The organism is Variovorax sp. 10N432 (assembly GCF_056394465.1).
Window position 1 is genome coordinate 16,756 of the sequence record NZ_JBFTHX010000047.1, and the last position, 26,381, is coordinate 43,136.

27 protein-coding genes are annotated in these 26,381 nt (G+C 68.7%); 14 read left to right on the plus strand and 13 right to left on the minus strand.

The genetic code is table 11. The features are described 5' to 3' along the window. Positions 1 to 416: 416 nt before the first annotated feature. Positions 417 to 839 carry a universal stress protein gene (locus AC1DF3_RS32095; protein WP_478142109.1) on the minus strand — a complete coding sequence of 141 codons (423 nt, stop codon included), beginning with the start codon at positions 837 to 839 and terminating at the stop codon, positions 417 to 419. 135 nt (positions 840 to 974) lie between these two features. Here AC1DF3_RS32095 and AC1DF3_RS32100 point away from each other — a divergent pair, with 135 nt between their 5' ends. Then, positions 975 to 1,499, plus strand: a complete 525-nt coding sequence (locus AC1DF3_RS32100) for a universal stress protein (protein WP_286535850.1) — start codon at positions 975 to 977, stop codon at positions 1,497 to 1,499. 8 nt (positions 1,500 to 1,507) lie between these two features. On the opposite strand, the gene AC1DF3_RS32105 is transcribed toward AC1DF3_RS32100, so the two are convergent. From AC1DF3_RS32105 to AC1DF3_RS32125, 5 genes are all read right to left on the minus strand, one after another. Beyond that, positions 1,508 to 3,025, minus strand: coding sequence for a bifunctional aminoglycoside phosphotransferase/ATP-binding protein (locus AC1DF3_RS32105; protein ID WP_478142110.1), 1,518 nt, complete (start codon positions 3,023 to 3,025; stop codon positions 1,508 to 1,510). A 46-nt stretch (positions 3,026 to 3,071) separates the two neighbouring features. Further along, positions 3,072 to 3,584, minus strand: coding sequence for a universal stress protein (locus AC1DF3_RS32110; protein ID WP_286535853.1), 513 nt, complete (start codon positions 3,582 to 3,584; stop codon positions 3,072 to 3,074). A 154-nt stretch (positions 3,585 to 3,738) separates the two neighbouring features. Beyond that, on the minus strand, positions 3,739 to 4,179 hold the full coding sequence (locus tag AC1DF3_RS32115; protein ID WP_478142111.1) for a DUF6691 family protein: 441 nt from the start codon (positions 4,177 to 4,179) through the stop codon (positions 3,739 to 3,741). 10 nt (positions 4,180 to 4,189) lie between these two features. After that, the gene (locus tag AC1DF3_RS32120; RefSeq protein WP_478142112.1) at positions 4,190 to 4,624 is read right to left on the minus strand and encodes a YeeE/YedE family protein; all 435 of its coding nucleotides are present in this window, start codon (positions 4,622 to 4,624) and stop codon (positions 4,190 to 4,192) included. Then, positions 4,624 to 4,947, minus strand: coding sequence for a metalloregulator ArsR/SmtB family transcription factor (locus AC1DF3_RS32125; RefSeq protein ID WP_478142113.1), 324 nt, complete (start codon positions 4,945 to 4,947; stop codon positions 4,624 to 4,626). The genes AC1DF3_RS32120 and AC1DF3_RS32125 overlap by 1 nt, the downstream gene beginning before the upstream one ends. A gap of 85 nt (positions 4,948 to 5,032) precedes the next feature. Between AC1DF3_RS32125 and AC1DF3_RS32130 the strand changes: the two genes are divergently transcribed. The 5 genes from AC1DF3_RS32130 to AC1DF3_RS32150 all read left to right on the plus strand — a co-directional run bounded on the left by AC1DF3_RS32130 (position 5,033) and on the right by AC1DF3_RS32150 (position 9,998). Further along, positions 5,033 to 5,914: an MBL fold metallo-hydrolase gene (locus AC1DF3_RS32130; RefSeq protein ID WP_286535858.1), complete on the plus strand. Its 882-nt coding sequence runs from the start codon at positions 5,033 to 5,035 to the stop codon at positions 5,912 to 5,914. Positions 5,915 to 6,085: 171 nt separating this feature from the next. Further along, the gene (locus AC1DF3_RS32135) at positions 6,086 to 6,913 is read left to right on the plus strand and encodes a universal stress protein (RefSeq protein ID WP_478142114.1); all 828 of its coding nucleotides are present in this window, start codon (positions 6,086 to 6,088) and stop codon (positions 6,911 to 6,913) included. Between the two features lie 78 nt (positions 6,914 to 6,991). Beyond that, positions 6,992 to 8,047: an efflux RND transporter periplasmic adaptor subunit gene (locus AC1DF3_RS32140; RefSeq protein ID WP_286535860.1), complete on the plus strand. Its 1,056-nt coding sequence runs from the start codon at positions 6,992 to 6,994 to the stop codon at positions 8,045 to 8,047. A gap of 5 nt (positions 8,048 to 8,052) precedes the next feature. Next, positions 8,053 to 9,297 (plus strand): ABC transporter permease, encoded by a 1,245-nt coding sequence (locus AC1DF3_RS32145; protein ID WP_478142115.1) that lies wholly within the window; start codon positions 8,053 to 8,055, stop codon positions 9,295 to 9,297. Next, positions 9,294 to 9,998, plus strand: coding sequence for an ABC transporter ATP-binding protein (locus AC1DF3_RS32150; RefSeq protein WP_478142116.1), 705 nt, complete (start codon positions 9,294 to 9,296; stop codon positions 9,996 to 9,998). Before AC1DF3_RS32145 ends, AC1DF3_RS32150 begins: the two co-directional genes overlap by 4 nt. 25 nt (positions 9,999 to 10,023) lie before the next feature. Here the strand turns inward: AC1DF3_RS32150 and AC1DF3_RS32155 are convergent, their stop codons facing one another. Both AC1DF3_RS32155 and AC1DF3_RS32160 read right to left on the minus strand, forming a co-directional pair. After that, complete coding sequence (locus tag AC1DF3_RS32155) at positions 10,024 to 12,396, minus strand: phosphoketolase family protein (RefSeq protein ID WP_478142117.1); 2,373 nt, start codon at positions 12,394 to 12,396, stop codon at positions 10,024 to 10,026. A gap of 13 nt (positions 12,397 to 12,409) precedes the next feature. Continuing rightward, entirely contained in the window at positions 12,410 to 13,231 is an 822-nt protein-coding gene (locus tag AC1DF3_RS32160; protein WP_478142118.1) for a universal stress protein, read from the minus strand. Between the two features lie 203 nt (positions 13,232 to 13,434). On the opposite strand from AC1DF3_RS32160, the gene AC1DF3_RS32165 reads away from it, so the two are divergent. Next, positions 13,435 to 13,962 (plus strand): flavodoxin family protein, encoded by a 528-nt coding sequence (locus AC1DF3_RS32165; RefSeq protein ID WP_478142119.1) that lies wholly within the window; start codon positions 13,435 to 13,437, stop codon positions 13,960 to 13,962. A gap of 3 nt (positions 13,963 to 13,965) precedes the next feature. Further along, positions 13,966 to 15,408 (plus strand): trypsin-like peptidase domain-containing protein, encoded by a 1,443-nt coding sequence (locus tag AC1DF3_RS32170; protein ID WP_478142120.1) that lies wholly within the window; start codon positions 13,966 to 13,968, stop codon positions 15,406 to 15,408. Positions 15,409 to 15,416: 8 nt separating this feature from the next. On the opposite strand, the gene AC1DF3_RS32175 is transcribed toward AC1DF3_RS32170, so the two are convergent. Next, positions 15,417 to 16,259 (minus strand): universal stress protein, encoded by an 843-nt coding sequence (locus tag AC1DF3_RS32175; protein ID WP_286535870.1) that lies wholly within the window; start codon positions 16,257 to 16,259, stop codon positions 15,417 to 15,419. Between the two features lie 164 nt (positions 16,260 to 16,423). On the opposite strand from AC1DF3_RS32175, the gene AC1DF3_RS32180 reads away from it, so the two are divergent. From AC1DF3_RS32180 to AC1DF3_RS32200, 5 genes are all read left to right on the plus strand, one after another. Continuing rightward, positions 16,424 to 17,083 carry a BON domain-containing protein gene (locus tag AC1DF3_RS32180; protein WP_478142121.1) on the plus strand — a complete coding sequence of 220 codons (660 nt, stop codon included), beginning with the start codon at positions 16,424 to 16,426 and terminating at the stop codon, positions 17,081 to 17,083. 14 nt (positions 17,084 to 17,097) lie between these two features. Next, a complete protein-coding gene (locus AC1DF3_RS32185; protein ID WP_478142127.1) occupies positions 17,098 to 18,132 on the plus strand; it encodes a zinc-dependent alcohol dehydrogenase family protein in 1,035 nt (344 codons plus the stop codon). Next, the gene (locus AC1DF3_RS32190; RefSeq protein ID WP_478142122.1) at positions 18,129 to 18,503 is read left to right on the plus strand and encodes a TraR/DksA family transcriptional regulator; all 375 of its coding nucleotides are present in this window, start codon (positions 18,129 to 18,131) and stop codon (positions 18,501 to 18,503) included. Before AC1DF3_RS32185 ends, AC1DF3_RS32190 begins: the two co-directional genes overlap by 4 nt. A gap of 63 nt (positions 18,504 to 18,566) precedes the next feature. Beyond that, positions 18,567 to 19,295, plus strand: a complete 729-nt coding sequence (locus AC1DF3_RS32195) for a winged helix-turn-helix domain-containing protein (RefSeq protein WP_286535877.1) — start codon at positions 18,567 to 18,569, stop codon at positions 19,293 to 19,295. Further along, a complete protein-coding gene (locus AC1DF3_RS32200) occupies positions 19,295 to 21,340 on the plus strand; it encodes a PAS domain S-box protein (protein ID WP_478142123.1) in 2,046 nt (681 codons plus the stop codon). The genes AC1DF3_RS32195 and AC1DF3_RS32200 overlap by 1 nt, the downstream gene beginning before the upstream one ends. On the opposite strand, the gene AC1DF3_RS32205 is transcribed toward AC1DF3_RS32200, so the two are convergent. Beyond that, positions 21,334 to 22,065 carry a Crp/Fnr family transcriptional regulator gene (locus tag AC1DF3_RS32205; protein ID WP_286535879.1) on the minus strand — a complete coding sequence of 244 codons (732 nt, stop codon included), beginning with the start codon at positions 22,063 to 22,065 and terminating at the stop codon, positions 21,334 to 21,336. The genes AC1DF3_RS32200 and AC1DF3_RS32205 overlap by 7 nt on opposite strands. Before the next feature lie 137 nt (positions 22,066 to 22,202). Between AC1DF3_RS32205 and AC1DF3_RS32210 the strand changes: the two genes are divergently transcribed. Beyond that, positions 22,203 to 22,979, plus strand: a complete 777-nt coding sequence (locus AC1DF3_RS32210) for a Rossmann-fold NAD(P)-binding domain-containing protein (RefSeq protein WP_286535881.1) — start codon at positions 22,203 to 22,205, stop codon at positions 22,977 to 22,979. 4 nt (positions 22,980 to 22,983) lie between these two features. On the opposite strand, the gene AC1DF3_RS32215 is transcribed toward AC1DF3_RS32210, so the two are convergent. The 3 genes from AC1DF3_RS32215 to AC1DF3_RS32225 form a co-directional block, all read right to left on the minus strand. Next, positions 22,984 to 24,489, minus strand: a complete 1,506-nt coding sequence (locus AC1DF3_RS32215; RefSeq protein WP_478142124.1) for a thymidine phosphorylase family protein — start codon at positions 24,487 to 24,489, stop codon at positions 22,984 to 22,986. A 16-nt stretch (positions 24,490 to 24,505) separates the two neighbouring features. Then, entirely contained in the window at positions 24,506 to 25,858 is a 1,353-nt protein-coding gene (locus AC1DF3_RS32220; RefSeq protein WP_478142125.1) for an MBL fold metallo-hydrolase, read from the minus strand. Positions 25,859 to 25,994: 136 nt separating this feature from the next. Next, on the minus strand, positions 25,995 to 26,381 hold a 387-nt coding region (locus AC1DF3_RS32225), incomplete at its 5' end, for an aldehyde dehydrogenase family protein (protein WP_478142126.1).

A 26,381-nucleotide genomic window follows, 5' to 3' on the forward strand; every position in this document is an offset into this window, starting at 1 on the left:
CATGAAGAAGCACTCGAAGCCCCGCCCCGCCCCCGGACCAGGACGCACACGCCGATCCGCCGCCCCCACCCCTGACGAAGAACCTTCAGGCGACTCCCCCCGGCCTGTTTGGGACCCGGACCGAACCGACATCGAGCGGCCGAACGAGCTGCCGGACCCTTCGATCGAGAGCGCGTCACGCGATGACGAGGCGGGCGGCGTGGAAGCGGCCGAGTCGGTCGTGAGGAAGGCAACGCCCTTCGAATAGCCGCCGGCCGTCATTGCCCTGATGCCCCGGACATGCCCGGCGGAATCCTCATCGTTGCGATACCCCGACCCATCCGATCGATGGCCCCTGGTTCGCCTCCCCCAGTCCGGCAGCGACCAGGATCAAGGTCGCCAGCAGAGTCGCGGCGATGAACATGAACGTCTTCATGTCAACGCACCAGCAGTACCGGTACCGTGCATTTCGCCAGCACCTTGGTGGCGACCGAGCCCAACACCAGGTTCTTCAACGCGCCCACCCCGTGCGATCCCATCACCAGGAGGTCGAACTTGCCCTTTTCCGCATGGGACGCTATCTCGTCCGCCGGGTGGCCCACCTTGTGGACCACCTCCGCGGCGATCCCCTGCTCGGCCAGCTGTGCCCGGACGGGCTCGAGAACGACGCGGGCATCGTCCTCGTAGTAGGCGTGCACGATGTCCGGCCCGGCGAAAGCCGCGGCCCGGTGCGGGACGGGCAGGACGATGTGCAGCACCGTGAATGCATGCCCCGTCACCCACAGGTCCCTGTGCGCTCCGAGGTAGGAAATCATTCGCTTCGTGTAGTCGCTGCCGTCGACGGCAAGAAGAATCTTCATGGTGCACTCCGGAGAAAGTTCTGGGGTCCCCGATGTTCGATGCCAGGGAGCGGGCGGAGTTGCGCCAGATCAAATCTCCGACGTGCAATGTCCGGATACTGAGGCCCTCATCACTGGATTTCAGAAGGGCCTGACATGTATCAACGAATTCTTGTACCCGTCGATGGCAGTCCGACATCGGAGCGCGGGCTCGACGAAGCGATCCGCATCGCCCAGCTCACCCACGGCCAATTGCGGCTGCTGCACGTGATCGATGAACTGTCCTTCGCCCTTGCCATGGATGCCTATGCGGGCTATGCGGGCGACTGGCTCGACACCTTGCGCGAGCAGGGCCGGACCCTCCTCGAGAAATGCAAGGCCACGGCGCAGGCCGCGGGCGTCGACGCCGACATCGCGTTGCGCGACACCTTCTCGGGGTCGGTGCACGAACAGGTCACGACCGAGGCCGCCAGCTGGCCCGCCGACCTGATCGTCCTCGGCACCCACGGCCGGCGCGGGGTCGGCAGGGTGGTGATGGGAAGCAGCGCCGAGAACATCCTCCGCTACGCCACCGTGCCGGTGCTGCTGGTGCGCGCGCCGGCCGAATCGAAGGCGAAGACCGAATCCCCGGGCGAGTCGACGAAGGTGGATCTGCCCTCCGCGGCGCTGTCGTTCGAATAGGCGCCCCGTCAACGCTTCAGCGCGAGCCAGCGGTCCACCAGCGGCGCGATCTTCAGCGACGCGTCGCTCATCACGTGGAACGTCGTCGCACGCTCCGCCTCGTCGAGCGGCTCGTGCGTCGCCAGTTGCCGCTCCAGCACCGGCAGGGTCGCCTCGGACGCGTCGGTCCCGCTGGATTGGCGGGCCGCGACCCGCTCGCGCAACTGCGCCGCGGTCGCTTCGCAATGGAGGATCGCGAAAGGCACGCCCAGTTCGCTGGCCAGGGCGCGGAACGCCAGCCTCTCGTCCCGGCGCAGGAACGCGGCATCCACGATCACCGGATAGCCGGCCTGCAGTGCGGTCCTGGCGCAGGCCCACAGCCGATCGAAGGTGCGCCGGGTCGCCTCGGGCGTGTAGATGTCATGGCCCTGATCCGTGGATCGGCTCAGGGGTTGCATGCCGAAGAGCCGCTTGCGCTCGACGTCGGACCGGATGCGTATCGCCCCGGCCAACGCGAGCACTTCGGTCGCGATAGTCGTTTTTCCGGACCCCGACAGGCCATGCGTGATCATCAGTCGCGCTGCAGGTCGGCCGGCCTGAGCGGCGAGGCCCGCCGCGCAGGCAAGATAGTCGGGGCCGGCCGCCGTCGCGCGCTCCCCGCACTCCCGATCCCTAAGCCTCGCCACCATGGCGCGCACCAGCGCGCGATAGACCTCGTAGGCCCGCAGCACCGGGATGGCGGCATAGTCTCCGCTGTGCTGCAGATAGACATCGAGCAAGCGGAACGCGAGGTCCTCGCGGCCGTGGGCCTTGAAGTCCATCGAGAGAAAGGCGACGTCGCTGATGACGTCGATCCAGCGCAGCGCCGGATCGAACTCGATGCAATCGAAGGCCGTCAGCTCGTCGTCGATGAGCACCACGTTGGACAAGTGAAGATCGCCGTGGCATTCACGCACGAAGCGCTTGCAGTGCCGTTCGGCCCAGGCGGTCCATAGCGCGCTTCCCTGTGCCTCCACCCAGGCCCGCAAGGCCGCCAGCGGTCCGGCAACAGGCTCGCCGGACAGGCCCGCAAGCGCGGTCTTCATCGTCCGAAGGACTTGCTCGGGTGTACCGAATGCCGAGGAGAGCGCGGCTGCGGCCGCCCGGTCGTGGAACTGGGCCAGGCGCTGCGCGAAGCGCGCCAGTTGGTCGATCCGGAGCCGGCCGTCCAGGAGCAGATTGCGCAGCAGGGAAGCCTCCGGAAAGCGCCTCATGCGGACCACATAGTCGATCGGCTCGCCGGCGCCCAGGTGCGGGGCATCGGGCGTCCCGCACACCGCCGTCACGTCGATGTAGATCTCGGGCGCAAGCCGGCGGTTGAGCCGCAATTCTTCTTCGCAGAAATGCTTGCGTGCCGCCAGCGTGCGGAAGTCGACAAACGGCAGGCCCACCGGCTTCTTCAGCTTGTAGGCCAAGCGGTCGGTCAGCAGCACCCAGGAGATGTGGGTTTCAATCAGCGACACCGCCAAGCCAGCTTCTGCCTGCAGGTGTTGCTGGAGCGCGGTCACCAGCGTACGGTCCGCGGGCTGGAAGGCGGTGTGAGAGGATTCCACTTCAGGCGGCCGCCATCGCGGCCGCGGACGCGCTCGCTTGCAGCAATTCGGCAGCGGCATCCTTGCCGGCGGGTGCGCGGACCAGCAGGACGGGCACGGGCGCCTGCCGAAGGATGCGCTCCGCGCCGCTTCCCAGAACCAGCCGCGCCGCTCCGCGCCGCCCGTGGGTGCCGAGCACGATCAGTTCGGCTCCCCAGTCCAAGGCCTCGGCCGCGACCTTGTCCTGCACCGAGCCGGGAAAGTTGTCGCCGAGGCGAGTATCCACATCGACCCCGGCGGCCTGGACGGTGGCCTGCGCCTCGCCCAGGATCCGCGAGCCCTCGCTGCGCAGCTGCTTCAGAAGGTCGTCCGCATGGCGCGGTTCGCTGCCGAGCGCCAACGCGAACGAAAGATCGTCGATCACGTGGAACAGGCGAATCCGCCCCTGCGTCAGTTTCGCGATGCGGATCGCTTCGCCGAGGCCGTGGTTCGAGGTCGAACTGCCATCGATGGGAACGAGGATTCGCTGGTACATGGGGACCTCCTTCGAAAGTGGATCGAGGCCTCGGAGTATTGGCGCGCTGCGCACCCGCGAGTTGATGCAGCGCAAGTTCGTGATCGACATGACAAGCGCGAAGGCTCCGCAAGCCGGATCCTGAAGATCCAATAGGCGCCAAGCCCGCTCAGGCTCAGGCGGTTCGGGATGCTGGCGCGCGCCGGCGCAGTTCGAGCAACTCGAACAGCGCCATGCCCGCCAGCATCGCGGCGATGAAGACCACCGCCTTGACCTCGCCCATGCCGAGCGACACCAGCGCCGGCCCTGGGCAGAAGCCGGCGATGCCCCAGCCAACGCCGAACAGCAGGCTGCCGCCGACCAGGCGGCGGTCGATGAGGCGCGACGAAGGTAGCCGCATCGGGGCGCCGAGCAGCGAGGCGGCACGCCGGTTCGCAACCATGAATGCCACCGTGCCAACGGCGATGGCCCCTGCCATCACGAACGCCAGCGACGGATCCCAGTGGCCAGCCAGGTCGAGGAAGCCGAGCACCTTGGCCGGATTGGCCATCCCGGAAACGATCAGGCCCAGGCCGAAGACCAGCCCGGAGAGCAGCGAAGCGAGCACGATGAGCATGGCGAAAACCTCAGATTCCGAGCAGGTGGCGAATCACGAACACCGTCACGAATCCGGCGCCCATGAAGGCCGCCGTGGCGACGAGCGAGCGCGGTGACAGGCGGGACAGGCCGCACACGCCATGACCGCTGGTGCAGCCGGCACCGTAGCGGGCGCCTGCGCCCACGAGCAGCCCTGCGAGCACCAACGCGCCGTAGCCGGCGTCGATCCGGGGCGCGGGCACGGCAGCGAACACGGCATACGCCAGCGGCGCGCCGATCAAGCCCAGGACAAAGGCCACACGCCATGCCACGTCGCCGGCGACAGGCCGGAGCAGTCCGCCGAGCACCCCGCTGATGCCGGCGATGCGCCCGTTGAGCAGCACGAACATCGCCGCGGCGATGCCGATCAGAAGACCGCCGCCCAATGCGGCAAGCGGCGTGAAGTGGTTCCAGTCGATGGTCATCAGGCTTCCTTCGGGCAGTACAGGCGATAGAGAAGCGAAAGGATCTCAAGCATCGCCGGGTCGGACACGCGGTAGAAGATGGTCCGACCCTCGCGGCGGGTCTGAACCACGCCCTCCCCGCGCAGCACGCCCAACTGTTGCGACAGCGTCGGCTGATGAATCCCCAGTGCCGCTTCCAGGTCGCTCACGCACATCTCGCCTTGTGACAGCTGGCAGAGCAGCAGCAGCCGGTCCTCGTTGGCGAGCAACTTGAGCGCGCCGACAGCCTGGCTTGCGGCACCGCGCAGGGCTTCAGGGTCGATGACAGGCAGTGCACGTTTCATGAAGAGCTTTTCCTTTCGGTTGAAATATTATTTGTTTTTATATAATATTTGTCAATAGATTGATGCGCAACCCGGAGCGACCGTCATGGCAAACCGAGCCACCACCCAAGGCTTTTTCGACCCCCAGACATGGACCATTTCCTATGTCGTGTGGGACCCGGCCACCCGCCGCGCCGCGGTTATCGATCCGGTGCTGGACTACGACTTCAGGTCGGGCCGCACCAGCACCCGATCGGCCGACCGGCTGCTCGCCCATGTCCGCGACAACGGCCTGCAGGTCGACTGGATCCTCGAAACCCACGCGCACGCCGACCATCTGTCCGGGGCCCGGCATGTGCAGGCCCAGGCGGGCGGGCGGATTGCCATCGGCGAGAACATCCGCCTCGTTCAATCGACCTTCAAGAAGCTGTTCAACCTCGAGCCCGGCTTCCTGCCCGATGGCAGCCAGTTCGACCACTTGTTCAAGGACGGCGAGACCTTCAGGATCGGCGACATCGAGGCCACCGCGCTGCTGGTGCCCGGCCACACCCCCGCCGACATGGCCTACCTGATCGACGGCGCGGTCTTCGTCGGCGACACGCTCTTCATGCCCGACCTGGGCAGCGCGCGCGCCGACTTCCCCGGCGGCGACGCGCGTCAGCTCTACCGCTCGATGCGAAGGCTGCTCGACCTGCCGCCCGAGACGACGATGTATGTCTGCCACGACTACCCGCCGGCCTCTCGCCAGCCTCGGTGGGAAACCACCGTGGCCGAGCAACGCGCCGGCAACATCCACGCCCGCGACGGCATCGGCGAGGACGCCTTCGTCGCGATGCGCACCGCGCGCGACGCGACGCTCGACATGCCGACCCTCATCCTCCCGTCGATCCAGGTCAACGTGCGGGGCGGGCAACTGCCGCCGCCTGACGACAACGGCATCGCCTACCTGCGCATTCCCTTGAACGCACTGCCCGCGCACGGCGGATGACGCCGGCGCGCGGGGCCGCTGACATCCGGCATCGCGCGCGCTTGATCCAGCGCAAGGCAGTTCCGGCCAGGCGCCCTAGAGTGACACTGAAGCCCACGCCGGCACGTCGCGCCAGCGTCGCTTCAAAAATTGCACACAAAGGCTCCAACTTCTTCGCACACGGGGAACGCCATGACCGCGTATCGATCCCTCCTGGTGCACCTGGACGGCACCACCCGCGCCGCCGCCCGCCTCCATCTCGCACTGCGGCTCGCGCTTGCGTGGCGCGCCCGTGTCAGCGCCCTGTTCGCCGTGGCGCCGAACCACCTTGCGCTGCTGCCCGTCGGGCCCGGCCTTCCGCCGTTGCCGCCGGGTGATCCGATCGATGCCGAGCACCGCCGCCGCGCCATGGAAACCTGCCAGGAGGCGTGCGCCGTGTCGGACGCGCCCTGCGAATGGCTCGAACTGACCGGCGAACCGGTGGTCGAGACCTTCACCCGGCAGGCGCTCCTGGCGGACCTCGTGTTCCTCGGCCAGCGCGATGCCGATGACGCGAACGGCTTCGACGTGCCCGCCGGCTTCGTCGAATCGATCGTGATCGGCAGCGGCCGTCCGGCACTGGTCGTCCCTTTTTCCGGCGAGCTTGCGAGTTCGCCGGACATCGTCCTGCTGGCGTGGAAGCCCACCCGCGAATGTGCGCGCGCGCTCGCCGCGGCGATCCCCTTCCTGCAGAGCGCACGGCACGTGCATCTGATCGAAGAAGAAGGCGACGAATCGCAGCCCCTGTCCTTGAAGGTCCGCGACTACCTGTACCTGCATGGCATCGAGCGGGTGCACGAGCACGCAAGGCTTCCGCAGGACCATGCCGGCGAGGCGCTGCTGTCGACCGCCGCGGACTGCGGCGCGGACCTGCTCGTCATGGGCTGCTACGGCCACAGCCGGGCGCGCGAGCTGCTGCTGGGCGGCGTGAGCCGGACCGTGCTGGATTCGATGACGCTGCCCGTTCTGATGGCCCACTGAGTGCCGCGCCTGCACGACGAGCCACGCTCTGGCGACGGGTCGGCCGAAACGCAAGGCAGCCAGCGGAGAAGATGCATCTTGAAGCACGGAAACGTCATCTTCTCTGGCCTGGGTGCCCTTTTGCTCGCGGCAGCCGGCACGGCCTGGTGGCAGTGGCCCGTGCATGTGGACACCGCGCTGCCCACGCGCGGACCCGCGATCGAGGCGGTCTATGCCACCGGCACGGTCGAGCCCACGGTGCTGATGCCGGTGTCGCCGCGCACCGGCGGGCGGCTGGTGAGCATCGAGGCCGAGGAGGGCCAGCAGGTCAGGCGCGCGCAAGTCCTGGCCCGCGTCGAGTCGACCGATCTCGACCAGACCATCGAGGAGATGCGGGCGCGTGAGCAGCTCGCACGGGCTCAGTTCGAGCGCACACGGTCGCTGATCGAGCAGCGCTTCGTCGCGCCGGCGGAATTCGACCGCGTGCGCAGCGAATGGCAGGCGGCCCAGGCCGCCACCCGCCGCGCGCAAGCCCAGCGCGACTACAACCAGCTCGTCGCGCCGGCGGACGGGGTCGTGATCCGCCGCGACGGCGAGGCGGGCCAGTTCGTGCCCTCCGGGCAGGCGGTGTTCACGCTGGCCTGCTGCGCCCCGCTGCGCGTATCGGCCGAAGTGGACGAGGAAGACATCGCCCGCGTCTCCGTCGGCCAGGCGGTCACGATGCGCAGCGACGCCTTGCCGCGCCAGCTGTTCGAGGGCACCGTGGCCGAGATCACGCCCAAGGGCGACCCGGTGTCGCGCAGCTACCGGGTGCGCATCCGGCTCGCGGGAGCGCCCCCGGTCGATGCCGGCCCCATGCGCAGCGGCATGACCATGGACGCCAACCTGATCGTGTCGAGGCGCGACGGTGCCCTGCTGGTTCCGAACGGTTCGATCAAGGGCGACAGCGTGTGGCTGGTGGTGAACGGGCGGCTGCACCGGCGGCAGGTCGTGCGGGGCACGGTCGGCGCCGATCGCACGGAGATCCTGTCGGGCTTGAGCGACGGCGACGCGGTGGTGCTCTCCCCGACCGACAAGCTGCGCGACGGCCAGCGCGCCCGCACCGACGCCCCTTCCCCCGGGCTGGCCCCGGACACGCCTGTCGCCCGCCGGTGATCGTCATGGCGATCACCCTCGACATCGCGCTGGCGCACCTGACGAGCCGCAAGCGGCAGACGCTGGTCTCGGTCACAGGCGTGGTGCTGGGGGTGGCCTTCTTTCTGGCGGTCTCCGGGCTGATGCGGGGCTCGGAGGCGGACTTCTTGAAGCGCCTCGTCGACAGCAGCCCGCACATCACCGTCTACGACGAGGTGCGCCAGGGCCGCGTGCAGCCGGCTGCCCTGCAATGGCCGGAGGGTGCCGTCGCCGTGCGCAATGTGCGCCCCCTTCGCGAGACCCGGGGCATCCGCGGCTGGCGCCAGCGGCTGGCCTTCGTCGAAGCGCTGCCGGGCGTGCGCGCGGCGCCCGTGCTGGCCGATGCCGCCGTGATCACCTTCGCCGGCCGCCAGCAAGGCGTGACGCTCTCGGGCGTGGTGCCCGAAAAGATGAAGCATGTCACCACGATCGAGGAAAAGATGCAGGAGGGCTCCCTCGACGCGCTCGCAGCGGACCCCAACGGCGTGGTGATCGGCCGCGGGCTGGCCGACAAGTTCAGCCTGCATACGGGCAGTACGCTGGTGGTGCTCGCGGCCGACGGCAGCAGCCGTTCGCTGCGCGTGGTCGGCATCTTCCGCACCGGCAACGCCGCCTACGACGAGAACCAGGCCTTCGTGCTGCTCAAGCGTGCGCAGGCGCTGCTGGGCCGCGTGAACCGGGTCAATCGGGTGATCATCCAGCTGTCGGACCCTTACGCGGCGCAAACCCTGGCGCAAACGATCGAGGCCGCCACGGGCTACAAGTCGGTGTCGTGGATCGAGGCCTCCGAAGACCTGCTGAGCCTGCTGCTGGTACGCAACATCATCATGTACAGCGTCGTCGCGGCGATCCTGGTGGTGGCGGCGTTCGGCATGTACAACACGATCTCGACCATCGTGATGGAGAAGACCCGCGACATCGCGATCATGAAGTCGATGGGCTTCCACCCTCGCGACCTGCAGCGCATCTTCCTTCTCGAGGGTGCGATCGTCGGCTTCAGCGGGAGCGTGCTGGGCGGGCTGCTGGGCCTCGCGCTGATGCAGACGCTGGCCCAGGTCGAGATCCGCCCGCCCGGCGTGACCGAGGTCGTGCATCTGCCGATCTTCTGGGGCGGCACGCAGTTCGCGATGGCGGTCGCTTTCGCGATGCTGTCGTGCCTGACGGCCTCGTATCTCCCGGCCCGGCGCGCGGGACGCTTGCGGCCGGTCGACATCCTGCGGGGCGCCACATGAGTACCGCCCCTCCTGCCGGCCCGGTGATCCAGGTCGAGCACGTGACCCGCACGCTTCATGGCGAAATCCCCGTGACGCTGGTCGACGACGTCAGCCTGCAGATCGAGCGTGGCGAGTTCGTCTGCGTGATGGGCCCCTCAGGCTCGGGCAAGTCATCGCTGCTCTACCTGCTCGGCCTGCTGGACCTGCCCACCACCGGACGTGTCTGGGTCGACGGCCAGGACACCAGCGGCTTCGACGACGACCGGCTGGCGGACTTCCGCTTGTCGCGGCTTGGCTATGTCTTCCAGTTCCACTTCCTGCTGCCGGAATTCAGCGCGCTCGACAACGTCTCCCTCCCGATCCGCAAGCTGGGACGGCTCCGCGCCGACGCAATCGATGCCCGCGCCGCGGAGCTGCTGGACCGCTTCGGCCTGCAGGGCCACCATCACAAGCGTCCCAGCCAGTTGTCCGGCGGCCAGCGCCAACGGGTGGCGATCGCCCGCGCGCTGGCCAACGATCCGCTCGTCATCCTCGCCGACGAACCGACGGGCAATCTGGACTCGGCCGCCAGCGCCAACGTGCGCGACATGCTCCGCGACCTGACCCGCGAGTCGGACAAGAGCGTGGTGGCCGTCACCCACGACGCCTCCTTCGCCGCGGCGTCGGACCGGCGCATCGGCATCGTCGACGGCCGCATCGACATGGACTGGCGACCGTAGCGCGTGCGCTGATGCGCGACCGCGCTCAAGCGGTCCAGCGCCAGTCGCGGATCTCCGGCATGTCCTCGCCATGCGTCGTGATCCACGCCCGGTGCGCCTGCAGGCGATCACGCAGCGCCTGTTGCAGGTGGCCCGCCCTGTCGCGGACGCGCGCCACGCGGTCGATGGCATCGGCCGCGAGGTGGAAGCGGTCCAGCCGGTTCAGCACGGTCATGTCGAAGGGCGTGGTGGTCGTGCCCTCTTCCTGGTAGCCGTGGACATGGAAGCTGCCGTGGTTCGTGCGCTTGTAGGTCAGCCGGTGAATCAGCCATGGGTAGCCGTGGTAGGCGAAGATCACCGGCTTGTCGGCCGTGAAGATCGAATCGAACTCCGCATCGGGGAGCCCGTGCGGGTGGGCCGAGGGCGACTGCAGCGTCATGAGGTCGACCACGTTGACGACCCGGACCTTCAGCTCCGGCAGTTCCCGGCGCAGCAGGTCGACCGCGGCCAGCGTCTCGAGCGTCGGGACGTCGCCCGCGCAGGCCATGACGACATCGGGCTCCACGCCCTGGTCATTGCTAGCCCAGGGCCAGATGCCGAGGCCGACGCTGCAATGCCGCACGGCCGCTTCCATGTCCAGCCACTGCGATTGAGGCTGCTTCCCGGCCACGATCACGTTGACATAGTGGCGGCTGCGCAGGCAGTGGTCGAGCACGGACAACAGCGAATTGGCATCGGGCGGCAGATAGACGCGCACCACCCCGGCCTTCTTGTTCACCACATGGTCGATGAAACCCGGGTCCTGGTGGCTGAAGCCATTGTGGTCCTGGCGCCAGACATGGCTGGTCAGCAGGTAGTTGAGCGACGCGATGGGTCGCCGCCACGGGATCTGGCCCGACACCTTGAGCCACTTCGCGTGCTGGTTGAACATCGAGTCGACGATGTGGATGAAGGCCTCGTAGCACGAGAACAGCCCGTGGCGGCCGCTGAGCAGGTAGCCTTCGAGCCAGCCCTGGCACAGGTGCTCGCTCAGCACCTCCATGACGCGGCCGTCGGGCGACACATGATCGTCCCCGGGCAGGATCTCCGCGGTCGAGGTGCGGCCGGTGACCTCGAAGAGAGCGTCCAGCCGGTTGGACGAGGTCTCGTCGGGGCCCATGACTCGGAAGTTGCGGTCCCGCGCATTGAGCGCCATGACGTCGCGCAGCATCGCACCGGCGACCCGCGTGGCCTCCGCGGTGGCCGCGCCGGGGGCGGGCACCGCCACGGCGTAGCGCCGGAAGTCGGGCATGCGCAGGTCCTTGAGCAACAAGCCGCCGTTGGCATGCGGATTGGCACTCATCCGGCGCGGGCCGACGGGCGCCAGTTCGGCGAGTTCGGAGAGCAGCCTGCCGTCGGCGTCGAACAGCTCCTCGGGACGGTAGCTGCGCAGCCAGTCTTCCAGCAGCCCCACGTGCGCAGGGTGGTCCGCAAAGCCGCTCAAGGGCACCTGGTGCGCGCGCTGCGTTCCCTCGACCGGCACGCCATCGACCTCGCGCGGGCCGGTCCAGCCCTTTGGCGATCGCAGCACGATCATCGGCCAGCGATGACGGCGGCCGAAGCCATCGCAGCGGGCTTCGTCCTGGATCGCACGGATCGCGTCGAGCGACGCGTCGAGCGCGCCGGCCATCAACCGATGCATCAGTCCGGGCTCGTGGCCCGCGACGATCCGGGGCTCGTAGCCGTAGCCGCGCAACAGCAGAGTCAGTTCTTCATCGCCGATTCTGGCGAGCACCGTCGGGCCGGCGATCTTGTAGCCATTGAGGTGCAGGATGGGCAGCACCGCGCCGTCGCTCGCCGGATTCAGGAACTTGTTGGAATGCCAGCTCGCCGCCAGCGGGCCGGTCTCGGCCTCGCCGTCGCCGACCACGCAGCAGGCCAGCAGGTCGGGGTTGTCGAAGACGGCGCCGTAGGCGTGCAGCAGCGAGTACCCCAGTTCGCCGCCTTCGTGGAGGGAGCCCGGGGTTTCCGGACCTGCATGGCTCGATATGCCGCCCGGAAACGAGAACTGCGTGAACAGCCGCCGCAAGCCGTCGGCGTCGCGACCGATGGCCGGATACACCTCGCTGTAGGTCCCTTCGAGCCAGCTGTTGGCCACCACGCCGGGCCCGCCGTGCCCGGGGCCGGCAATGAAGATCGCGTCGAGATCCCTCGCCTTGATCGCGCGGTTCATGTGGGCGTAGATGAAGTTCAGCCCTGGCGTCGTGCCCCAGTGGCCGAGCAGGCGCGGCTTGATGTGCGCCAACGACAGCGGCTCGCTCAGCAACGGGTTGCCGGTCAGGTAGATCTGCCCGGCCGAGATGTAGTTCGCGGCGCGCCACCAGGCGTCGAGCAGGGCGAAGTCCTCGGGCTGCGAACGCGGATGGGCGGGAAGCGTCATGGTCGCGCTCGCTTCAATGCGACATCAGCACGGGCAGGGTCATCGATCGCAGCAGCGACCGGGTGGCGCCGCCGAGCACCCACTCGCGCGCCCGGCTGTGGCCGTAGCAGCCCATCACGAGCAGGTCCGCGCTCATGTCGGCGGCTGCCGAGAGAAGCTTCTCGCCGGCCTCGCCCTCCTCCGGGCCGCCCGAGTGCACCTCTGTTTCGACCCCCTGCGCCTTGAGATAGGCATGCAGGCTCCGCAAGGAGGCATCGGCATCCTCGCCATAGCTGATCGCCTGCACGGCCTGCGCACGAGCGAGCCAGGGCAAGGCGGCGGACACTGCGCGCGCGGCCTCGGCCGTCTCCTTCCACCCGATCAGCACCCGCCGGCCGATCGTGCCGACCGGCCCCGCATACGGCACCAGCAGCGCAGGGCGGCCGCTCTCGACCAGCACGCTGGAGACGAAATCCGATGGCAGCTCTCCCGCATTGGGATCATCCGGGTCGGGCTGCCCGAGGATCAGCAGGTCGGCATAGAGGGCCCGACGGGCGAAGGCCCACGGCGCGTCGGCCATCGGCTCGGTCCAGTGCAGGCGCGGCGACCCTGCGGCGGCGCGCGTGAAGGTCGCATGCGCCTTGTCGCGCGAATCCCGATCGAGCGACTGCATGATCGCCACCGCCTCGGCCGCGGCTTCCAGTGCATAGGGATAGCGCAGCAGTGCCGACAGGGTGCACGGCTGGGCGGTCACATCGGCCTCGAAGGCCTCGGCGACCTGACGCGCGAGCTCGACGCGCTCCGCGGTGCGCGGCGAACTGTCGAGATGAAGAAGGATGGACTTGGGTGTCTGCATGAGGCGCTCCGTGGACGGCGGTGAACGAATGACCCAAGTTATCGCGCGCGAGCCCGGCCGCCCTTGCGCGGCGTCAAACCAGGCGCCGACGGCGCGAAGCGACTTTTCCTTGCGTCCGTCTTCCATCCGCCTTGATTCAGCGCAAGTCCGCGGCGACTCGCTGTTTCTATATTGGTGGCTCGATGTACCAAGCGGAGAGGTCGATGAGCAAAGTCCTCGTGGTTTTCTATTCCTACACCGGCACATCGCGCCGGGTGGCCGAGCTCTTGTGCCGCCAGCAAGGCTGGCCCATGGCGGAGATCGTGGACGCGCGGCCTCGCCGAGGCGTGCTCGGCAGCCTGCGCTGCGTGGTCGAATCGCTGTTCAAGCTCCGGCCGGACATCGGCTACGACGGCCCGCTGCCGCGCGACTTCGACGCGGTGGTGCTGGTGTCGCCCATCTGGGCGCTGCAACTGGCCGGGCCGATGCGCAGCTTCGTGGCCAAGCGGCGGGATCACATGCCCGATATGGCCGTGATATCGGTCATGGGAGGCCAGGGCGCGCCCAACGCCGCCGCCGAGATCGCCCAGCGGGTCGGCAAGGCGCCTCTGCTGAGCGCCAGCTTCACCCAGCGCGAGGTCGATGACGGCAGCTACGCCGCCCGGCTGGAGGCCTTCGGTACGGCAGTCAGGGCGGCGAAGGACTCGAAGTCGGTGGTGCGTCCTGCGACCTTGTCGCCGCAGGCGGTCTGAAGCGTGAAGCCCGCTCCCATCGGATGGGGCGCGGCCGCGGTGGGTCTCACCTGCCTGCTGGGTGCCTGCAGCTCCGATCCGGCGATGACGACCGGACCGATCGCGCTGCGTTGGCGCTCGACCCCTTCGTTCTCGTCCCTCGTGGCGAGCCGCAGCGCCAGCGTCGTCGAGATCAGCACGCTCCGGATCGGGCGCGATGAAAGCCCCGGAGACGGCGAGCTCGAGTTCGCTCCGGAGAGCGACTTCGCCGACAGGCTCGCCTGGCCGCTTCCCACGAGCGCGCGCATCAGCCAGATTCGCGATCTCGCGTCCGGCGTCATCCTCAGCAGCGACGGCGTGATCCTGACCAGCGCCCACGTGATCGCCGGCGTCGACGAAGCCCAGGTGCGGCTCGACGACGGAAGGCGCTTCCAGGCCCGGGTGCTCGGCACCGACCCGCGTTCGGACGTCGGCTTGCTGGTCATCGAAGCGACCGGCCTGACGCCGGCAGCCCTCGGGGACTCCTCGCGACTCGCGCCCGGCGACTGGGTCGCGGCGATCGGAGCGCCCTTCGGTTTCCAGGGCAGCGTGACAGCCGGCGTGGTGAGCGCCGTGAACCGCCTCATCGGCGGCGCCGGGGAAATCCCTTTCATCCAGACGGACGTGGCCATCAATCCCGGCAGTTCGGGCAGTCCGCTCTTCAACAGCCGCGGCGAAGTGGTCGCCATCAACTCGTTGATCTACAGCGGCAGCGGCGGCTACATGGGCTTGTCCTTCGCGGTGCCGATCAACCTGGCGGCCGAGGTCGCCAAGCAGCTGCGGGCAAACGGGGAAGTCCGGCGGGCGGAGATGGGCGCCGAATTCCAGGAAGTCACGCCGGCGCTGGCGCGTTCCTTCGGCCTTGCCGGGAAACCGTTCGGAGCGCTGGTGGTGCGGATCGACGGCGCCGGTCCCGCCGCCCGCGCCGGCCTGCGCCGAGGCGATGTCGTCACGGCGTACGACGGCGTGGCCATCGGGCACTTCACCGATCTGTTGCAGCGGGTCGCCAAGGACCGCCCCGGCAGCCGGGTCGATCTCGACGTCTGGCGGCATGGCGCCAGGCAGACGATTTCGGTGACGCTCGCCCAGCATCGAGCGCAAAGAACCGCGCTGCCCTCCGGGCTCGCGCCGGATTGGGGTGACGGCGTCGGGCTGACCTTGGGCGAACTGAGCCCCGCGCAATACCGCCAGCTGGGCGTCGAGGGCGGCCTGATGGTGCGCGACGCCGCCGGGCTGGCACGCAGCGAGGGCATTCGTGCGGGCGACCTCATCGTGGCGGTCAACGACGCGCCGATGAACCGCGTCGCGGACTTCAGCCGCACCCTGTCGAACACACCGCCCGGCCAGACCCTCGCCCTGCTCGTCATGCGCGATCGGCGGCTGGCCTATGTGGCGGTTCAACTGCCTGTGGCACCGGCCATGCCATAGCGCGGCATTCAATGCGCCATCAGGATCGGCACATCCATGCGCTCGAAGACCCCTCGCGTCACACTGCCCAGCACCAGCTCGCGGATGCGGGTGTGGCCGTAGCCGCCCATCACGACCAATCCCGCTTGCTTCTGCGCGGCATGCGACAGCAGCGCATCGGCGAGTCCCTCGGAAGCCACATGCTGGACGGCCTTCGCCTCGATGCCGTGTCGCCGGAGCCAGGCAAGGATCTGAGGGATCCGCAGGTCGCTGTCGTCGACCGGCGCGGCGCCTGCGCGCCACGACACCAGCGCAACGCTGGCGGCCTTCGAGAGCAGCGGCAGCGCATCGCGCAATGCGATGGCGGCCTCGCGGCTGCCGTCCCACGCCACCAGCACGTTCTTGCCGAGTTCGCGAGCGCACTTCGCGCGAGGCAGCACCAGCACCGGGCGGCCCGCATGCAGGACGACCTGCTCCGGCAGGTCGCGGGCCGTCGTCGTGTCCGTGTCGCCAGGCTGGGACTGGCCGACGACGACCAGGTCGCTGGTGCGTCCGTGCAGGACGACCGCATCGACCGAGGGTTGATCCACCAGGCGAACCTCGGACGATATCGACGGCGCACCCTCGATCAGCTTCCTGAAGGTGTGGGCGATGCCTTCGGCGCGCACCCGCAGGAAGTCGGCCGACGCGGCGATGAAATCGGTGTCCTTTCCCGCAATGGCCTCGGCGGGAATGACGCCGTCGTAGAGACCGGTGGGCACCAGGCCGATCAGATGGCTGCCGTGCTGCCTGGCCAGGGTCGCAGCGATACCCACACGAGCGGCACAGTGCTCCGAATAGTCAAGATGGACCAGGATCGTTCCGAGTTTCATGACGGTTCCAGGCGAATGGAGACGAATGGCGATCTTCGGGCGTGCCGCGACCGGACACCTTGATTTCCATCAAGGGCGCCGCGCCGGACTGGCACTTGATCCAGCGCAAGTCCCCAGGGGCCCGCATTCCCTACAGTGAAGCGTCCATCGACGAAGGAGTCTTCATGAAGTCCGATGCCATGCTGCGAAGCGATATCGTCGCCGAGCTGAACTTCGATCCTGCGATCACGATGAATGCCACCGACATCGGCGTGGTCGTCAAGGATGCCGTCGTCACGCTGAGCGGGCATGCGTCCAGCCATTCGCAGAAGCATGCCATCGAGCGGGCCGTGCAGCGGGTCAAGGGCGTCAAGGCGCTGGCCGTCGAGATGTCGGTCCGGCTTCCGGCCGCCAGCGAACGCACCGACGCCGACATCGCCAAGGCGGCGGAGAACGCCCTCGAATGGAACGTGCTCGTGCCGGACGATGCGGTCCACCCGATGGTGGAGGGCGGCTGGATCACGCTGAGCGGCGGCGTGGAATGGGCGTACCAGCGCCGGGCGGCCGAGGTCGCCGTGCGCCATCTGATGGGCGTCAGGGGCGTCACCAACATGGTCGAGGTCAAGGGCCGGTTCACGGCGGTCGACGTCGAGCGGAAGATCAGCGATGCGCTGAAGCGACAGGCCGATCGCGAAGCCAGGCACATCCAGATCCTGGTCGACGGCGCCCAGGTCACGCTGCGGGGTACGGTCAAGTCGTGGGCGGAACGCAGGGCCGCGCAAGGGGCCGCGTGGTCGGCGCCGGGCGTGGCGAAGGTCGTGAACAATCTTCTCGTCGAGGCCTGATCGCACACGCCATGATGCAGGCGATGGTTCTTCATGGGCCGAAGCAGCCGCTGCAGATGACGCAGCGCCCGGTGCCCGAGCCCGCCTCCGGCGAGGTTCGACTTCGCGTGCTGGCCTGCGCCGTCTGCCGCACCGACCTGCACGTGATCGACGGCGACCTGCCGCTCTCCGTGCTGCCCATCGTCCCTGGCCATGAAATCGTCGGCGAGGTCGATGCGCTGGGTGCGGGCGTCCGGTCGCTGGCCGTCGGAGACCATGTCGGCGTCCCCTGGCTCGGCCACAGCTGCGGCCACTGCGCCTTCTGCGGCGCCGGTCGCGAGAACCTGTGCGACACGCCGCGCTTCACGGGTTATCACCGCGACGGCGGCTTCGCGACCCACGTGCTGGCCGAGGCCGATTTCTGCCTGCCGCTGGCTGACCTGGCCCAGGAGCCGGCCCGGATCGCGCCCCTGCTCTGCGCCGGCCTGATCGGCTGGCGCAGCCTGAAGGCCGCCGGCGACGACGCCCGCCAGTTGGGCATCTACGGTTTCGGCGCCGCCGCGCACCTGGTCACCCAGGTCGCGGTGGCCCAGGGCCGGACGGTCCACGCCTTCACGCGCGCCGGCGATGCGGCGAGCCAGGCCTTCGCGCTCAGCCTCGGCGCCGCATGGGCCGGTAGTGCGGACGCGCAGCCACCGCGCGCGCTGGACGCCGCGATCATCTTCGCGCCCGCGGGCGAGCTGGTGCCGTTGGCCTTGAAAGCGGTACGAAAAGGGGGCCGGGTGGTCTGCGGCGGCATCCACATGACGGACATCCCCGCCTTCCCGTACCGGCTGCTGTGGGAAGAGCGCCAGCTCGTCTCGGTGGCCAACCTCACGCGCGCCGATGCGCGCGAGTTCCTCCAGGTCGTGCGGGCGGATCCGCCGAAGGTCCACATCACGACCTATGCGCTGGACCGGGCGAACGAGGCGATCGCGGACCTGCGGGCGGGCCGCCTCCAGGGTGCGGCGGTGCTCGTGCCGCCGGCGCCGGCGCATCGATCGAATCAACCGAAGGACCGAAGCCCATGAAACACCTCAATCCCTCAGACCTCGAAGATCTCGCCCGGCGACTCGAGGCGCGAAAGCGCGAGGTGCTGAACGAGCTCGCGGCGGCCGGCGCGCCGCCCCAGGGCGGCGTGCTCGCCGGGGAGCACGAGGTCCACAGCCATGCCGACGACGCCGAGGTCGAACGGCTGGACGACGTACGTTTCGCCGAGATCGAGGTGGACCGGAACACCCTGCTCGAAGTCGAGCAGGCGCAGCAGCGCCTGGCGACCGGGCTCTATGGCCTGTGCGTCGACTGCAACGAGGAGATTCCCCTCGAGAGGCTGCTCGCCCAGCCCACGGCGATACGCTGCGCCGCCTGCCAGACCAGGACCGAAGCGAAGCGTCGTCACTGATGCGCATGCGGGTCGGTGGCTGCGCTGTTGCGATCCGGCCGGGTCCAAGGCTAATATGGCCCGGTGACCAGCCCCACCCACCTTGCCGTCCTCGACGACGAAGCGGACATCACGCAGCTCCTTGCCAGCTACCTGGCGGGCCAAGGCTTTCGAGTCAGCCAGGTCCACACCGGCGCGGCGCTCATCGAACTGATGGCGAGCGACGCGCCGGCGCTGGTGCTGCTCGACCTGGGCCTCCCGGGCGAAGACGGCTTTGCCATCGCTCGCCAGCTGCGCGAACACTGGCGATGCGGCTTGGTCATCGTCACCGGACGGGGTGACGCGGTCGACAAGGTGGTCGGGCTGGAAGTGGGCGCCGACGACTACGTCACCAAGCCTTTCGACCTGCGGGAACTGGTGGCGCGCATCAAGGCGGTGCTGCGCCGCATCGCACCCTCCGACGCGCCGCCGGCCCGTGCCACGGCTGCGCCCGTCACGATGCTGCGCTTCGCACAGTGGGAGCTCGACACCGCCGCGCGACGGCTGCTGGACCCCAAGGGCCAGGAAGTGGCGCTGACCACGGGCGAATTCGACCTTCTGAACACCCTGGCGACCCATCCCGGGCGGGTGCTGTCGCGCGACTTCCTGCTCGAACACACGCGCGGCCGCGACGGGGGGCCCTTCGACCGCACGATCGACGTGCAGATCGGGCGCCTGCGCCGGAAGATCGAGGCCGACCCCGAGACGCCGCAGATCATCAAATCGGTCCGTGGCGCCGGCTATATCCTCGTCCCCAAGGTAGAGGCGGCCTGATGCCGGCCCCGCTCGCTGCCTCGGGATTCGACGACGGGGCGGTGTATCGATCGCTCTTTCTCGCCTACCCCGACGCGCTCCTCCTGATCGACGAGCAAGGGGTGATCCGCCTTGCCAATCCCGCTGCGCTGGAACTGCTGGGCTATGCCGAGGCCGAGTTGATCGGCCTGCCGGTGGATGCGCTGGTGCCCGACGCCATCCGTCCGCGCCACGCGGCCTATCGCAAGGCCTACGCCGACCATCCACGTCCCCGACCGATGGGCACTCAGATGGACCTGGTGGCCAAGCGGCGCGACGGCAGCGAGGTCATGGTCGAGATCGCGCTGAGTCCGTTGCAGGACCACGGCCTGCCCTACGTCGTGGCCGCGATCCGCGGCGTCGGCGCCTACCCGCGCGTGAAGCAGGCCTTGCAGCGCGCCCGCTATGCCGAATGCCTGGCCCAGTTCGGCCGGCATGCCGTCGACGCCCGCGATTCGAAGAAGCTGATCGACCTCGTTCCCACCATCGTGGCGGAAGCCCTGGAGGTCGAACAGGCAAAGATCCTGTTGCTCGAGCCGGACGGCACGCACTTCCGGATCGTCGCCGGCGTGGGACTGCTGCCCCAGGAAGCCATCGGCGACAGGGTCCCCAACGAGCCCGGATCTCCCTCCGGCCACGTGGTGGCGCACGGCGAGCCCGTGCTCCTGAGCGACTACGCGCAGGAGCAGCGTTTTCAGGTTCCGTCGCACTACGTCGAGGCCGGCCTGGTGTGCGAACTCTCGGTGCCGCTGGCGGACCGGGGCCGCACCATCGGAACGCTCGCCGTTCGCTCGCGCGCGCTGAAACGCTTCGGCGACGACGAAGTCCGCTTCCTGGAGTCGCTGTCGAGCATGCTCGCCACGGTGATGCAGCGCGAGAGCAGCGAAGACGCGCTCAACCACGCCCAGCGGCTCGAGAGCGTCGGCCAGTTGACCGGCGGCGTGGCGCACGATTTCAACAACCTGCTCACGGTGATCTCGGGCAACCTCCAGGTGCTCGAAGATGCACCGGCCTACGCTCGCGATCCCCTGGTGCAGCAGGTCGTCGGCGCCGCCGCCCGCGCCACCCGGCGCGGCGCCGAACTGACGGGAAAGCTGCTCGCGTTTTCCCGCCGCCAGATGCTCCAGCCGACGATCGTCGACGTCGCCGCGCTGCTGGAGTCCCTGACGAACATGCTTCGGCGCACGCTGGACCAGCGCATCGGCATCACCCTCGATGCGCACGAAGTGCTTTGCGTGGCGGATCCCGGGCAGCTCGAGTCCGCCCTGCTCAACGTGGCCATCAACGCACGCGACGCCATGCCGCAAGGCGGGACCCTGTCATTCAGCTGCCGGGCCGTGGCGGCGTTGCCGGACGGCCTGGACGCCCAGCCGGGCGATTCGCCATCGCATGGATTCGCGTCGATCGCCATCACGGACACCGGGCTCGGCATGCCTGAAGCCATCAAGGCCCGCGCCTTCGAGCCCTTCTTCACGACCAAGGAGACCGGCCGCGGCACCGGCCTCGGCCTGTCGACGGTCTACGGCTTTGCCAGGCAATCGCACGGCGCCGTGAGCCTCGCGAGCACCCTGGGGCAAGGAACCACCGTCACGATCTTCCTGCCGCGAGCCGACGATGACGGCCTCGCCCTTGACGGCCTCGAACGCGGTGCCAGCCATGTGCCGGAGGGACTGCGCGTCCTGCTGGTGGAAGACGACCCCGAAGTTCGCAAGGTGGTCGCGAGGTTCCTCGACGCGATGGCGTTCGATGTCACCGCCTGCGCCGATGCCGAGGAGGCCCTTCGAATGCTGGCGACGGACCAGCCCGTCGGGTTGCTGCTGACGGACATCCTGCTCGGCCCGGGCCTGCGCGGCACCGAGCTGGCGGATGCGGCGATCGCGCTGCGGCCCGGGCTTCGGGTGCTGCTGATGTCCGGCTATTCCAGCGAACTGCCGGGCGAGCCACGGGGCCGCGAACTGCTTCGCAAGCCCTTCACGCGGGCCGACCTCGAGCAGGCCATCGCCCGGGCTCTCGAATCGGCTCAGTGAAGCGCGCCCGCCATCGGCGCGACCGTCGCTCCTTGGATGAAGGCGGTGAGCGCCTCGACCTGCGGGATATGGATGTCGCGCCGGCCCTTCTCCGTGAACCGGATCACGTCCCCGCGTGCCAGGCGCGACAGCGCCCGGCTGACGCTTTCGAGGGTCATGCCGAGGTAGTTGCCGATCTCGGCCCGCGTCATGCGCAGGGTGATCTGGTCGGTGCGCTGGCCGCGCTGGGCCAGCGCGTCGGTCCAGTAGCGAAGGAAACCCGCCACGCGCGCATCGGCGGGCAGCGTGCACAACGACAGCATCGAGTCGTGCTCACGGGTCAGTTCGCGGCTCATGGCCTCGTGCAGCAAGGTGAGCAGCGCGGGCGTCCGCACGGCGGCCTGGATCAGCGCATCGTAGCGAATGGCCCAGACCTCCCCGGTGTCCATGGCCACCGCGTCGCAGGCGTAGTGCGATGTGGCGATGCCGTCCAGCCCCAGCCAGTCGCCCTTGAAATAGAGGCCGACCACCTGCTCGCGACCCTCGCCCGAGAGGTTGACCATCTTGAAGTAGCCGGAGTTCACGATATAGAGGCAGCCGAACGCTTGGCCCACCTGGTACACCGAGTCGCCGGCGCGGACGATACGCCGCTGGATGGGCATGCTGTCCTGCAGCAGCTGCAGGGTGTCGGCGATGCGGCCGACGACAGATACCGGGCGATTCGGGGTGTTCGTCACTTCAGTCATCACTGGCTCTCCTCGAAGATCGATGGACCAGAGCTTAGGAAGCGCGTGCAACAGATGCGCCAACGCCACGGCGGTCTCGGTAACAGCGGGTGAATGCTTCGTGTCAGATCGGTAACGACGACCGAGGCCCCGCTTTGTTGACCGCCATCAAGTGCGCAAATCGCAAAAGCCATACCGTTGCAACCGTGAAGCCTTCCTCCTCTCATGCCAGTAGCTGGCAACCCGATGAACCGCTGGCGGCCGCGAAGATCGTCGCCCTCTTTGCAGCGGCCCGGCGCCTGCGGGCGGATTCGGATGCGGGGGCCAGTGGCAGCGCCTTGCGCGGCAAGAACCTGGCCTTGCTGCTCGCGAGGCCCTCGGGGCGCGAGGTGTCGCCACTCCATCGCGCAGCCCGGGAGCTGGGCGCCCGCGTCGCCGAAGTCCCCTTCGAGACCGACGCCTCCAGCCAGGTGGACATCGGGGCCCTGGCGCGGCTTCTGGGGCGCATGTACGACGCCATCGACTGCGACGCGCTCCCGTTGCCGACGGTTCGGCGGATCGAAAGAGAGGCCGGGGTTCCCGTCTACGCCGGCCTGGGGCTGGACGACCACCCGGCCCGCGTGATCGCCGACCTTCTGACACTCTGCGACCTCGCATCGCCGCAAGCGGTGAAGACGCGCATCGTCTTCCTCGGCGACCCACGCACGCCGCGCGGCAGCATCTTCCTCGCCGCGGCACGGGAACTCGGCTTTGCGCTGCAGGTCGCCGAAGCGGGGCATGGGGCGTCGAACGACGCGGCCTACGTGGTCGACGCGACGCGCCCGTCGACCTGGTCGCTGCATGCCGAGGGCCGTCCGATCGAGGAGGCTCGCCGATCGGCGAATCACCGATGCGTGATCCAGACGGTGCTGCTCGACACGATTCCCCGAGGGTGAGCGCTCATGCCCCGGCCTCGACACGCGCGACCGGCAGCTGCGAGCGCGTGAAGGCCAATGCATAGCGCAGTGCCCCCGGGCTCTCGGCATGCAAGGTGTAGAGGGGCTGTCCGAGCTCGACCCGGTCCCCCTGGCGCACGTGCAGCGTGGCCCCGGCCGCCGGATCACGCGGCGCACCGGCGAGCTTGGCCACCCGCGACAGGAGGCGGGTGTCGATCGCCTGCACCACGCCGCTCGCCGGCGCCGCAACCACGTGGGCATGCGCCGCCCTGGGCGGAATCCGAAGGCCGCCCTGGGCTTCGCAGATCGATATGAACTTGGCCAGCGCGCGGCCGTCCTCGAGAACTTCGCGCGCCATGGCCCGCCCGCTTCCCATCGCGGCGCGCCCCGCCATTTCCAGCACCAGCCCGGCGAGTTCCAGCGCACGCTCGCGCAGGTCGGCCGGCGCATCGGGCATGCGTTCGAGCACCGCCATGACATCGATGGCCTCCAACGCCGGCCCGATGCCGCGGCCGACCGGCTGCGAACCATCGGTCAGCACGGTGCGCACTTGCAGGCCCAGCGCGGCGCCGACGGAGACCAGGCTGTGCGAGAGCCGGTCGGCGGCCTGCGCGCTGCGCACCTTGGTCTGCGGCCCCACCGGCAGGTCGATCAGCACCCGCTGCGAACCCACCGCGGCCTTCTTGGAAAGGATCGAAGCAACGAGCAGGCCTTCGCTGTCGAGGCTGAGCGGGCGCTCCACGCGGATCAGCATGTCGTCGGCCGGACTGATCCGGGTGGTGCCGCCCCAGACGATGCAGCCGCCTTCGCGTTCCACCACGCGCCGCATCGCGGGCAGCTCCAAGGCGACCGGCGCCAGCGTTTCCATTGCATCGGCGGTGCCGGCGGCCGACGTGATGGCGCGCGACGAAGTCTTGGGCATCGTGATGCCGCAAGCCGCGACGATCGGCACCACCAGCAGCGTGGTCCGGTTTCCTGGCAGCCCGCCGATGCAGTGCTTGTCCACCACGGGCGAAGTTCCCCAGTCGATTCGTTCGCCGACGTCGACCATGGCCTGGGTCAACGCCACGGTCTCGTCGAAGTCGAGGCCACCCCCTGCGCACACCGTCACGAAGGAAGCAAGGTGGATGTCCGACACGCGGCCGCGGCTCACGTCTTCCATCAGTGCGCGCAAGGCCTCGTACCCCAGCTTGCCGCCGTGCACCTTGGTGCGCAGGTGCGCCAGCGAATCCAGCTGCGGCGGATGGCGCACCGCCACGGCCTCGCCTTCGGCCACCCCCAACAGGCTCCAGGCGGCCTCGGACAGCGCGATCTCGTCGCTGCGCAGCCAGTCGCTGGTCACGTGGTTCAGGATGGCGAGCACGTGCCGGTGCCCGGCAACCACCTCCACCTGCGCCTGCGCCTCGAAGCCCTCGGCGCGGCAGACCGGGCAGTCGCTGCGCAGGTAGACCACGGGCTGCTGGTAGGTGTCGATGCCGGCGCGCCGGGCGGGCAACCGATCGAAGGCCATGGCGCGAGCCGCCGCCTCAGAGCTCGAAGCTCTCGAGGTAGTCCGGCACCGTCACCGGCCAGCCGTGCTGTTCTTCGATCGCCAGCCGCAGCGAATCGGCGGCCACCGGTTCACCGTGGGTCACGAAGACCCGTCTCGGCGCCGGCAGTGCGTCCAGCCAGGCCAGGAGCTGGGCCCGGTCGGCATGCGCGGACAAGGTGTCGAGCATCGCGATCTCGGCCCGCACCGGCACGTAGGCACCGTGGATCTTCACCTCCTTCGCGCCTCCAACGAGCGTCGCGCCGCGCGTTCCGGCGGCCTGGAAGCCGGCGAACAGGATCGTGTTCCTCGCCTCGGGTGCGTAGGTCTTGATGTGATGAAGCACGCGCCCGCCGGTGGCCATGCCGCTCGCAGACACGATGATGGACGGATAGGTCAGCGCATCGAGGCGCTTCGACTCCTCGATCGTGTTGACGACAGTGGCCTCCGCGCTCATCGCGGCGCATTGCTCGGCGCCCAGCAGGTGCTCGTCGCCATGGTGGCGATAGATGCGCGTGACATCGGCCGCCATCGGGCTGTCGAGGTAGACCGGCATGTCGGGAATCCGCCGGGCCTGCTTGAGCAGATGGACGGCATGCAGGAGCGTCTGCGCGCGGCCCACCGCAAAAGCCGGGATCACCACGATGCCGCCGCGCGCCGCGGTGCGGTTCACGACGACGGCAAGGGCCGACAAGGTGTCGACGTCGCGGTGCAGCCGATCCCCATAGGTCGATTCGACGACGACGTAGTCGGCCGGCGGGGGCGGCTCCGGCGGCCGCATGAGGAGATCGTCGCTGCGGCCCAGGTCACCTGAAAAAAGGATGCTTCCGCCCGTCCAGCCGACACGCAAGCTGGCCGCGCCGAGGATGTGGCCGGCGCGCGTCAGCCGCCACAACCAACCCGGCCACGGGACCTGCTCCTCGCCGAAGGGCATGACCTCGAAGCGCTTCAGTGCATCGCGGGCATCCCCTTCGGTGTAGAGCGGCAATGCGGGCTGGTGCCTGGAGTGGCCGTGGCGGTTGGCGAAATCGGCCTCTTCCTCCTGAAGCCGGGCCGAATCCGGCAACAGCAGCTTGCACAACTCGAGCGTGGCCTCGGTGCAGTAGACCGGGCCCTTGAAGCCCAGGTTGACGAGCCGCGGAACGAACCCGCTGTGGTCGATGTGCGCATGCGTCAGCAGCACCGCGTCGATGTCCGCGACGTTGGTCGGCAAGGGATGCCAATTGCGCAGGCGCAATTGCTTGACGCCCTGGAAAAGGCCGCAATCCACGAGCAGGCGCCGGCCCTCGTGCTCGAGCAGGTACTTGGACCCGGTGACTGTGCCCGTGCCGCCGAAGAACTGGATGCGCATCGCCGCAGCTTCGCACTTGGCGGGGGGATCGGGTTGATGTTGATCAAGGAACGACGCTGTGAGGTGGGCCGCAATCTAATCAGTTGAGGACAGAGCAAAAACTGCTACGCAGTTTCTTGGTCTGTCCCGCAAGGTCTCAGGAGAACGTGTACGCCGTCTTCACCACCGTAAAGAACTCCTGCGCATACCTGCCCTGCTCGCGCGGCCCGTAGCTCGACCCCTTGCGCCCGCCGAAGGGCACGTGATAGTCCACCCCCGCCGTCGGCAGGTTGACCATCACCATGCCCGCCTGGCTGTGGCGCTTGAAGTGCGTCGCGTATTTCAGGCTGGTGGTCGCGATGCCCGCCGACAGCCCGAACTCGGTGTCGTTCGCCGTCGCCAGCGCCTCCTCGTAGTTCTTCACCCGGATCACGCTCGCCACCGGCCCGAAGATCTCTTCCTTGTTGATGCGCATCGACGCCGCCGACTCGCTGAACAGCGCCGGCGACATGTAGTAGCCGTCGGTGTCGAGCTTCAGCCGCTC